The sequence below is a fragment of the Tepidibacter thalassicus DSM 15285 genome, from assembly GCF_900129915.1.
Taxonomy (GTDB): Bacteria; Bacillota; Clostridia; order Peptostreptococcales; family Peptostreptococcaceae; genus Tepidibacter; species Tepidibacter thalassicus.
Map to the genome: position 1 here is coordinate 1 of NZ_FQXH01000041.1, position 10,629 is coordinate 10,629.

Consider the following 10,629-nt stretch of genomic DNA (forward strand, 5'->3'; position numbering starts at 1 on the left):
AAGCCACCCTCAAGATAAGATTTCCCACCGTAAGGGTAAGACCCCAGGAAGACTACCTGGTAGATAGGTCCAAGGTGTAAGCTCAGTAATGAGTTCAGCTGATGGATACTAATAGGTCGAGGACTTGACCAATAAATCTGTGCAGTTTTGAAAGTATGAAAAAAAATAAAGATTATGTGGTTACAATAGCGAGGAGGATACACCTGTTCCCATTCCGAACACAGAAGTTAAGCTCCTCAGCGCCGATGGTACTTGGAGGGAGACCTCCTGGGAGAGTAGGACGTAGCCACGTAATCTTTTTTTATTTTTTGTAAATATTGAATTTGAATGTATGATGGTTTTAGATTAAAATATAGTTATGATTTATTTTGATAAGGAGGAGTTAAATGAATTTAGATACATTAAACCCGAGACAAAGAGAAGCAGTAATTAAAACTGAAGGACCTGTTTTGATATTAGCTGGGGCGGGTTCTGGAAAAACAAGAGTTTTAACTTATAGAATAGCTTATCTTATTAAAGATTTAAATATAAAGCCTTCTAATATACTTGCGATTACATTTACTAATAAAGCTGCTAATGAGATGAAAGAAAGAGTAGAAGGAATTATTGGTTCAGATGCAAATGATATGTGGATAAGTACATTTCATTCTTGTTGTGTAAGGATATTAAGGAGAGATATAGATAAAATAGGATATACAAGAGGATTTGTCATATATGATAGATCAGATCAGATGACACTTGTAAAAGATTGCATAAAGGAACTTAACATAAATGAAAAGATGTATGAGCCTAAAGTTATAATAAATCATATCTCTGATGCTAAGGATAAATTGATATCTCATAAAGAATTTCAGCAAATACATGAAAATGATTTTAGGATGAGTACAATAGCGAAAATATATTCTTTATATCAAGAAAGACTTATGAGAAATAATGCTTTAGATTTTGATGATCTTATAATGAAGACAATAGAGCTTTTGGAAACAAATAAAGGAGTTTTGGATTTTTATCAAAGGAAATTCAGATATATAATGGTAGATGAGTATCAAGATACTAATAGAGCTCAATATAAACTTGTAAATATGCTTGCTAAAAGACATAGAAATTTATGTGTTGTTGGAGATGATGATCAGTCTATTTATGGATGGAGAGGAGCTGATATAAAAAATATTTTGGAATTTGAAAAAGATTACAATGATGCTTTGGTGGTAAAACTTGAACAAAATTATAGGTCTACTCAAACTATACTTGATGCTGCAAATTGTGTAATAGCTAATAATATAACTAGAAAAAATAAAAAGCTCTGGACACAAAGTAATAGGGGAGAAAAAATAAAAATATTTAAGGCTTTTGATGAAAAAGAAGAAGGGGATTTTATAGCTTATAATATAAAAAAAATAAGTAAAAATGATGGTAGAAATTATAGTGATTTTGCTATATTATATAGAACTAATGCTCAATCACGTGCATTGGAAGAAGCTTTAATGAAACAGAATATACCGTATAAAATATATGGGGGTATAAAATTTTATGAAAGAAAAGAAATAAAGGATTTGATAGCTTATTTAAGAGTAATACAAAATCCGATTGATGATATAAGCTTGAAAAGAATAATAAATGTGCCAAAAAGAGGTATAGGGCTCAAAACATTAGAAAAAATAGAAGATGTAGCTTTGTTAAAGGGAGAAAGTATATATTCTGTATTGCTTGATGTAGATAGTATAGATATTTCAACTAGAGCTAAAAGTAAAATAAATGAATTTACAACTCTTATGTCATCTCTTATGGCTATGAAGGATATATATTCTATAAGTAAGTTTATAGAAAAAGTTTTAGAAAATACAGGATATATTAAAGAATTGGAAAAAACTCAAAGTGTAGAAAATCAAACTAGAATAGAAAATTTAAAAGAGTTTTTATCTGTTGCAGTAGAATTTGAAAGTACTAGTGAAGAAAAAGATTTAGAAACATTTTTGGCTACTATTTCGCTCATATCTGATATGGATTATACTGATGAAGATGCTAATTTTGTATCATTGATGACTCTTCATACTGCGAAAGGTCTTGAATTTCCTGTGGTATTTTTAGCTGGAATGGAAGAAGGGATATTTCCTATATCTAGAGCTCTTACAGATGATGTTGAACTTGAAGAAGAAAGAAGGCTGTGTTATGTTGGTATTACTAGGGCTATGCAGAAATTGTTTTTAACTTATGCGACGTCTAGAACTATTTATGGTAATACTAATTATTTTAGAGTATCGAGGTTTATAGATGAGCTTCCTAATGAATGTGTAGAACATTTAAATTTAAATAAATCTAATAATAAAATTCGTTCTAAAAGTAATTTGCTTGAAAAATATAAACAAAAGTATATGAAATCTTCAGTTGAAAAAAATATAGATAATAGCGATGTGAATGTTGGATCTAAAGTATTACATCCTACTTTTGGTACAGGTACTGTTGTTTCTAAGAAAGGATCTATAGTAAGTATAGCTTTTGAAAATAAAGGAATAAAGAGTATAAATTTAGAATATGTAAATTTAAATATTTTATAAATAAGGAGGGAAAAGACGTGAAAGAGTTTGCAAAGGATTTGATAGAATTTATTAGTGATAGTCCAACTGCATTTCATGCTGTGAACAGCTGTAAAAAAATATTAAAAAAAGAAGGATTTAAGGAACTTTCTTTTGAAGAAAAATGGGATATAAAGGAAGGAGGGAAATACTTTGTAACTAAAAATTCTTCTGCTATTGTTGCTTTTGTAATTAATTCTGAAAATGTGGAAAAGGAAGGTTTTAGGATAATAGCATCTCATAGTGATGCTCCTTCTTTTAGGGTTAAGCCTAATCCTGAGATGATAAGTGAAAAGGCATATTTAAAGCTGAATACAGAAGTTTATGGAGGACCAATACTTAATACTTGGATGGATAGACCTTTATCTATAGCTGGTAGAGTTACGTTAAAAAGTGAGAATTTACTTAAACCTAAAGAGGTTTTAGTAGATATAAATAAGCCTATTTGTATAATTCCGAATTTAGCTATACATATGAATAGAAATATAAACAGTGGTATAGAGCTTAATAAACAAATAGATATGATTCCATTACTTGGAATGATAAGTGAAAATTTTGAGAAGGATAATTTTTTGATGAGAGAAATAGCTAAAGAGTTAAATGTAGATATAGAGGATATATTGGATTTCGATTTATTTTTGTATGAATATGAAAAAGGAACTTTAATAGGAGTAGATGAAGAGTTTATTTCATCATCTAGACTTGATAATTTAGCCATGGCTCATGCAAGTCTTAATGCCTTTGTAAAATCTGGTAATACAAAGGGAATAAATGTATTTGTAATGTTTGATAATGAGGAAATAGGAAGTGCGACAAGGCAAGGTGCTGATTCGCCTATGTTGAGGAATGTACTTGAGAGAATAAATTTATCACTTAGAAAAGATAGAGAAGATTTTTTTAGAAGTATATATGCATCATTTATGATTTCAGCGGATATGGCTCATCCAGTTCATCCAAATAAACCAGAGAAACATGATCCTACAAATAGACCAATTATAAATAAAGGACCTGTAATTAAAATAAGTTCTAATTATAGATATACAAGTGATAGTTATTCTATAGCAGTTTATGAAAGTATATGTAAAGAAGCTGATATTCCTTATCAAAAATTTGTAAATAGATCAGATGAGAGAGGTGGGTCAACAATAGGACCTATTTCATCAACACATCTTGATATACCGTCGATTGATATAGGAACACCTATTTTAGCAATGCATTCTATTAGGGAATTAGGAGGAGTAATGGATCATTATTATATATACAAAAGCTTTTTAAAATTTTATGAAATTTAGGGGGGAATATATGTTTGGGATTTGTTTACCAGGAGGAGGAGCAAAAGGAGCATTTAATGCAGGTGTAATATATGGATTTTATGAAAGAGGAATAAATTTCAATGTAGTATCAGGAACATCTATTGGAGCTATTAATGGATATTATATATACACAAATAATGTAGATAAGTTAAAAGAAGTGTGGATGAATATACATGATGAACAATTAAAAACACAGAAAATTTGTGGAAAAGTTATAGATAATTCACAGCTTATAAACAATTTAAATAAACTCGAAGGAAAAGATGAAAATATTAAAAGTTTTTATGTTAATTATGTAAATATACATAATAAAAATTTAAAAGAAGTTATAGTTGATATATCTAAAGTTAATAAGGATGAAGCGTTAAAATATATAAAATACAGTTCGCTTCTTCCTTGTAGAATAAATAAAGAGATAACTATTAAAGATTTAGTAGATAATTTTGATTCAAATAGATTATTTGATGAATTTAGAGAAGATGTAGAGAATGGAGTTTATGATGGCTATAATTTAGATGGAGGAATTGTGAACAATGATTTGCTTTCTCCTTTTATAAATGATAAAGTAGAAAAGTTATTTATAATATCTTTAAAAAGGGATTATAAATTACCTGATTATATATTAAATTATTACAATGTGGAAGATATAGTGATAATTGAACCTAATAGATATATGAAACCTAATGATACATTGAGATTTGAAAAAGATTTTTGTAGTGATTTATTTAATGAAGGATATGAAATAGGTAAGAGCATGTGAATATATGCAAATGAATAACGAACAAAATTATTGGAAATATTAAAAATTTTAGGGTTATTTGTTGAATAAAATACAAAAAACTAGTATAATGTATTAGTCGTCTTAAAAAAAATGAAATTATGGAGTGAAGTATAGATGGCTAAGAGAATTGCGGTTTTAGGAGGCCCAAGATGTGGCAAAACGACTTTGATACAACATCTTTATGTAGAAATGAAAATAGCAGGATTAAATGTAGGTTATGCACTTGAATATTCGACAGAATATTTAAGAGATAAAGGCATGATTGAATCTATAGCAGAGCAATATGGTATATATTTAGGACAAAAGAGATTAGAAGATCAATTAGAAGAGTTTGATTATGCTCTTACTGATTATGCTACTTTTGTACCTTATATTTATGGAAGATTTATGCTTGGAAATAAAAAGAGAAGTAAAAAAGAAACTGAAATATTAAAGGATTTATATTCTTTAGCACTTGAAGATATTTCAAAATATGATCATATAATATTTCTTCCGAGAGAATTTGGATATGTAAAAGATGGTGTAAGATGGCAAGATGAAGGTTTAGCAAAGCAAGTGGATGAAGCTATACTTACTTTTTTAAAGTCTGAGAATATTAATTTTGTAGAAGTAAGTGGCAGTACAAAGGAAAGAGCAAGAAAAATATTAGAAATGTTGGGTTTGGAATATATAGAAACTAAAGAATTATGTGAAGAAGTAAAATAAAACTGCTTATTGGAAAATAAGCAGTTTTTTATGTGTTAATGTTTTTTTATAGATATATATATATTTATTAAAATGTCTAATTTTTGGCTTAATTTTAATATTTCATCATTATTTTTTATAGCATTTTCATCTTTTATAAGTATATTTAATTTAGTTCTCGTATCTTCTATTTGTTTTTTGAGTATATGTATATCCATATACATCATTCCTCTCTTTTATATAAACTATACCACAAAAAATAAATATTAAACGTTTAGTGTTTTAAAATTTACAGTATAATAAGAAGTAAATACATGATTATAGAGGATGGTTGTATGAAAAATTTTAAAACTATATTGTATAGAGCCATGGGGTTTGTATATGTGCCAAAACATTTAAAAAAGAGGAGTGAAGAGATAATTCTGCATATATCAGATACGCCATATAGTTTTTTTTATGCTTTAAAAAAAATAATAAAAGAAATGAAGCCTGATTATATTATTCATACAGGAGATTTAGTTGATAATATAAAACTTGAATTTTGTTCTTATCTTTTAAGTACATACAAAAAAAGATTGAAGAAATTAATAGATATACTTGAAAATTCACAAGCTAAGGAAATATATGTATGTGTAGGAAATCACGATAAAGAAGAAATAATAAATGAATTATCTAAAAAAATATACATAATAAAAAAAAGTAAAAATATAAAAATAAAAAATCTAAATTTGAGGATAAGTCATTATTCAAATGAAATAATTAAAAATCCTTTAGAATATAATTTATTTGGTCATGATCTTAGTATAAGAAGTAAAATAGATAATAAAAAAATATATTTAAATGGAATAGAGAGTATTAATATTATAAATATTGACACTAGAAAAATAATAAATCTTCCTTATCCTTTTGGATTAGATGATGAAAGACTTGGAAAGGGAAAAGTTGGTTTATAGGGGGGCAGTATAATGTTTTCTATAATTAGAAGAGGATCTAAATTTTTAGTAATTGAAAGTAAAAATATACATAAATTAAGTGAATATTTTGTAAATAAACTAGGTGCAGTTAGAGAGTCTTGTTTAGTTACAGCTTTTCGAGAAGCTGGAGAAGAATATACAATTATATTTTTAGTAGAAAAAGTTAAAGAGGTAATAAGGTGCAGTGAATGTATTGATATTTTAATAATAAAAGAAGAACCGGATATTATTTTGTGTAAAGTATTAAATGATAATATAAGAGAATGTATAACTTTTTCGAGAATTGCTCCTAGAATTATATTTATGAGAACTTTTGGAGATATTGAAAAAACAATAGAAAAAGTAAAAGAAGATTACATAGCAGAAGAGGGACATATTATTGATTTATTAGATAATTACAATGATAAAGGGACTATACTTGCATTTACAGAAAAACCTTTAAAAAAATCAATGAATTTAGAAGATATATATGAAAAATCTCTATTTATATATGAAAAATATTCAGATATATTTAAGAAACTGAGAATACATGCACTTAAATATTTAAATGCAGGACTTGGTAATAAGGATTGGTATGAAATAGAAATTAAAATTTACGATAGATATGGGGCATATAAACTTCACTATGAAAGACTTTTAAAAGTATTAGAGGAATTAGAATTGGGATTTATACTAGGAGAATCTTGGACAAAAGATTATCCAAGGTTATTTATGGCTGTGGGAGTGTATAGAATTAGGTTTTTTACATTTTATGATCCAAAATATATAAAAAAAATACTTGTAGGGTTGGAATTTTTAGAGAATGGAATTAGAATAGTAGATTATGATGTGTATTATAATAGAAAAAAAATTAATTGGACAGATGTTATAGAAGATAATTTAAGGTCTAAAAATCTTTTATCACAAAAATATAGAAAAGAAATATTTCTAAAATTAGAGGAAAAAGAGATAAAAGAAATAATGGATTTAGAATATAAAATAATTAAAACTAGAGATTAAAAATTTGATATAATAATTGATATATTAATAGTAAGGAGTTGAAAGAAAAATGCAAAAAAATCCAATTGTTACAATTGAGATGGAAAATGGAAATTTAATAAAATTAGAGCTGTATCCTCACATTGCTCCTAATACAGTTAGAAATTTTATATCTTTAGTAAAAAAAGGATTTTATGATGGACTTACTTTTCATAGAGTAATTCCGGGATTTATGATTCAAGGAGGATGTCCTGAAGGAACAGGAATGGGAGGACCGGGATATTCTATAAAAGGTGAATTTACAATGAATGGACATACAAATAATTTAAAACATGAAAGAGGAGTAATCTCCATGGCTAGAACTATGGATCCTAATTCGGCTGGTTCTCAATTTTTTATAATGGTTGCAAAATCACCACATCTTGATGGTCAATATGCGTCTTTTGGTAGAGTTATAGAAGGGATGGAAGAAGTAGATAGAATTGTTAATGTAGATAGAGATTATTCAGATAAACCTTATGAAGATCAAAAAATGAAAAAAGTAACAGTTGAAACATTTGAAGTGGATTATGAAGAAGTGGAAAAAATGTAGAGAACTATGAGATTTCACATGAGAAAAAGAACTAAATTGATGTATATTAGTAAAAATCAATTTAGTTCTTTTTTATTTTTGTAATTATTTAGTTGATTTTATAGCTTCAGTTAATTTTGGAACTAGTTGTTTTTTTCTAGAAACAGCTCCATCGACGAATACACCTTGGTGTCCTTCTACATTAAAGGCAGTAGAAATTAGTTTGTCTTCTGCTTTATACAGTAAATAAGAGCCTTCTTTTAATATATCAGTTATAGCGAGAAGGCATATATCGTATTCAGTATTATTTATATAATTTAAAAAGTCGTCTTTTTTACTAAATATTGCATCAGTATCTAAAGTGAATACTTGTCCTATACCTGTTTTTAATCCTTCAAGATTGAATTCTTTAAAGTCCATATTAACTATTTGCTCTATACTATATCCTTCAAGAGATGTACCTGCTTTAAACATTTCCATAGCATATTTTTCTATATCTAAATTTAATATTTTATTGAGTTCTTCTACTGCCTTTTTATCCATATCTGTAGTAGTTGGAGATTTAAATAAAAGAGTATCTGAGATTATACCAGATATTAAAATTCCTGCAATTTCATAAGGTATTTCTATATTGTTTTCTTTAAACATATTATAAACTATAGTACAGGTGCTTCCTACAGTCATATTTCTAAAGTTTATAGGAACAGAAGTTGATATACCACCGATTTTATGATGATCTATAATTTCGAGTATTTCAGCTTGTTCTATACCTTCTGCACTTTGAGCTAATTCATTATGGTCAACCAATATAACTTTTTTCTTATTAGAATTTAAAAGATGTTTTCTTTCCATAAAACCTAAGAATATATTATTTTTATTTATTACAGGATAATATCTAAAGTTAGTACTTAACATATCATCTTTTATATTGTCTATATATTCGCTGTCTTCAAATTTTAGTATATCAGACTTCATTATAGATGATACAAAATTAGTTTGATTTATTAATTTAGAAGTTGTATAAGTGTCAAAAGGAACAGAAATTATTGATACATTATTTTCTTTAGCAGAATTTAAATATTTTTCAGGAATTTCATTTCCGCCAGTTACAATAATTAATTGAACTTTTGAGGCGATAGCATGTTCGATAATATCGTATCTATCGCCAACGATTATAATATCTTTTTCAGATAATGTACCTTCGATAGTTTTGTAATAAAAAGCAATTATAGATAATTTGCCATTTACAATATCATGACAATTCACAAGTATTTTACCGTTTAAATCAGAAGCTATATTTGAAAGAGATGTTTTTATATTATGAACATCACCTTTTATGAGTTGCATAGCAATATCTTTTGTAGTGATTATACCTAATAATTGATTATTTTCATTTACTACAGGTAATGTTTTTAAATTGTTATGTTCCATTATTTTGTAAGCGTGTAAAATGGAAAAATCAGCAGTAATTCCTTTTACTTTGTCGTAATTTAAGTCTTTAACTTGAGTTTTGACATTTGTTATTGAATTAGGATATGATAATTTAAAGTAGTCAAGTACGAATTTAGCCTCTTTTCTTAAATCACCTAATACACATGGTTTAGTATCAAAACCTAATTTGTTTTTAAGATAGGAAAAGGCTATTGCTGAAGTTACTGAATCGGTATCTGGATTTTTATGACCGAACACTAAAATTGACATTGGCAATTACTCCTTTCAATTATTAAATCTTCAAAATATTATTATATCAAAAGGAAGTGATATATTGATAGGGAAAATGAATAAAAATAAAATTCTGACAATTTTATTTTTGGTAGTTGTTTCTTTTTTGATATTAATTAATTTTAATGATGTTTTTTATAATAAACAAGAGAATTCGACTGTGATTTTAGAAAAAATATCTAAAATGAAAGAACTCACTACGACAAAATATTACTATAGTAATATAATATCCTTTAAAGAAGATAAAAAAATACAAAATATAAAAATACCTTTTACACAAAAATCTTTTTTAATAAAGTATGAAGGAGTTGTAAAAGCTGGTATTGATATTAATGATGTAGAAATACTTGAAAATAAAGAAAAAAAAATAAGAATAAAATTGAATAATTCTAAAATATTAGAGCATAATATAAATGAAAAGAATATATATGTATATGATGAAAAGACTTCCTTATTCAATAAATTGAGCATGAAAGATGTATTCAATGAAATAACAAAAGAGAAAAAGAATATAGAAAAAAAATTGGTTGAAGATGGTTTTTTGGAAGAAGCAGATAAAAATACAAAGTTATTATTGGAAAGTATACTAAGAGATTTAGGATATGAAAAAATAGAGATTGTATTTGAAAAATATAAGTAATTTAATTATATATTATATTTTTATGAAAAAATTTATAAAAAAGTGTTGACAATGAAAAACAAAGATGATATATTATTACTTGTCGTTAAGACAACGCGAAAAAAATTGAACTTTGAAAACTAAACAGTAGGTAAAGCCAGTAACGAAGTTTATTTTGAGAGTTTGATCCTGGCTCAGGATGAACGCTGGCGGCGTGCCTAACACATGCAAGTCGAGCGAGGAGAAAAGAGCTTGCTCTTGGATCCTAGCGGCGGACGGGTGAGTAACGCGTGGGTAACCTGCCCTATACACACGGATAACATACCGAAAGGTATGCTAATACGAGATAAAGCTAAGATAAGGCATCTTATCATAGTCAAAGCGAAAGCGGTATAGGATGGGCCCGCGTCCCAT

At 27.1% G+C, this 10,629-nt stretch carries 10 protein-coding genes and 3 rRNA genes; 11 read left to right on the forward strand and 2 right to left on the reverse strand.

Annotated features, from left to right (window positions below):
- From BUA19_RS11030 to BUA19_RS11055, 6 genes are all read left to right on the forward strand, one after another.
- Positions 1–132: ribosomal RNA gene (locus BUA19_RS11030) — 23S ribosomal RNA — on the forward strand; the annotation flags it as partial.
- 43 nt (positions 133–175) lie between these two features.
- Positions 176–292 (forward strand): 5S ribosomal RNA (rrf, locus tag BUA19_RS11035).
- A 94-nt stretch (positions 293–386) separates the two neighbouring features.
- A complete protein-coding gene (pcrA, locus tag BUA19_RS11040; RefSeq protein WP_072726480.1) occupies positions 387–2,555 on the forward strand; it encodes a DNA helicase PcrA in 2,169 nt (722 codons plus the stop codon).
- 17 nt (positions 2,556–2,572) lie between these two features.
- The gene (locus BUA19_RS11045) at positions 2,573–3,865 is read left to right on the forward strand and encodes a M18 family aminopeptidase (protein ID WP_242939287.1); all 1,293 of its coding nucleotides are present in this window, start codon (positions 2,573–2,575) and stop codon (positions 3,863–3,865) included.
- A gap of 10 nt (positions 3,866–3,875) precedes the next feature.
- Positions 3,876–4,646: a patatin-like phospholipase family protein gene (locus BUA19_RS11050; protein ID WP_072726483.1), complete on the forward strand. Its 771-nt coding sequence runs from the start codon at positions 3,876–3,878 to the stop codon at positions 4,644–4,646.
- 135 nt (positions 4,647–4,781) lie between these two features.
- Positions 4,782–5,372: an AAA family ATPase gene (locus tag BUA19_RS11055; RefSeq protein ID WP_072726485.1), complete on the forward strand. Its 591-nt coding sequence runs from the start codon at positions 4,782–4,784 to the stop codon at positions 5,370–5,372.
- Between the two features lie 35 nt (positions 5,373–5,407).
- On the opposite strand, the gene BUA19_RS11060 is transcribed toward BUA19_RS11055, so the two are convergent.
- A complete protein-coding gene (locus BUA19_RS11060) occupies positions 5,408–5,569 on the reverse strand; it encodes an aspartyl-phosphate phosphatase Spo0E family protein (protein WP_178137500.1) in 162 nt (53 codons plus the stop codon).
- Positions 5,570–5,686: 117 nt separating this feature from the next.
- On the opposite strand from BUA19_RS11060, the gene BUA19_RS11065 reads away from it, so the two are divergent.
- Genes BUA19_RS11065 through BUA19_RS11075 form a run of 3 tightly spaced genes read left to right on the forward strand, consistent with a single transcriptional unit; the run spans position 5,687 to position 7,895 of the window.
- Positions 5,687–6,304 carry a metallophosphoesterase gene (locus BUA19_RS11065; RefSeq protein WP_072726487.1) on the forward strand — a complete coding sequence of 206 codons (618 nt, stop codon included), beginning with the start codon at positions 5,687–5,689 and terminating at the stop codon, positions 6,302–6,304.
- 12 nt (positions 6,305–6,316) lie between these two features.
- Entirely contained in the window at positions 6,317–7,324 is a 1,008-nt protein-coding gene (locus tag BUA19_RS11070; protein ID WP_072726489.1) for a hypothetical protein, read from the forward strand.
- A gap of 49 nt (positions 7,325–7,373) precedes the next feature.
- Complete coding sequence (locus BUA19_RS11075; RefSeq protein WP_072726490.1) at positions 7,374–7,895, forward strand: peptidylprolyl isomerase; 522 nt, start codon at positions 7,374–7,376, stop codon at positions 7,893–7,895.
- Positions 7,896–7,979: 84 nt separating this feature from the next.
- Here the strand turns inward: BUA19_RS11075 and BUA19_RS11080 are convergent, their stop codons facing one another.
- Positions 7,980–9,575: a putative manganese-dependent inorganic diphosphatase gene (locus BUA19_RS11080; RefSeq protein WP_072726492.1), complete on the reverse strand. Its 1,596-nt coding sequence runs from the start codon at positions 9,573–9,575 to the stop codon at positions 7,980–7,982.
- 64 nt (positions 9,576–9,639) lie between these two features.
- Between BUA19_RS11080 and BUA19_RS11085 the strand changes: the two genes are divergently transcribed.
- Both BUA19_RS11085 and BUA19_RS11090 read left to right on the forward strand, forming a co-directional pair.
- The gene (locus BUA19_RS11085) at positions 9,640–10,236 is read left to right on the forward strand and encodes a DUF4230 domain-containing protein (protein WP_084602062.1); all 597 of its coding nucleotides are present in this window, start codon (positions 9,640–9,642) and stop codon (positions 10,234–10,236) included.
- 150 nt (positions 10,237–10,386) lie between these two features.
- Positions 10,387–10,629 (forward strand): 16S ribosomal RNA (locus BUA19_RS11090); the annotation flags it as partial.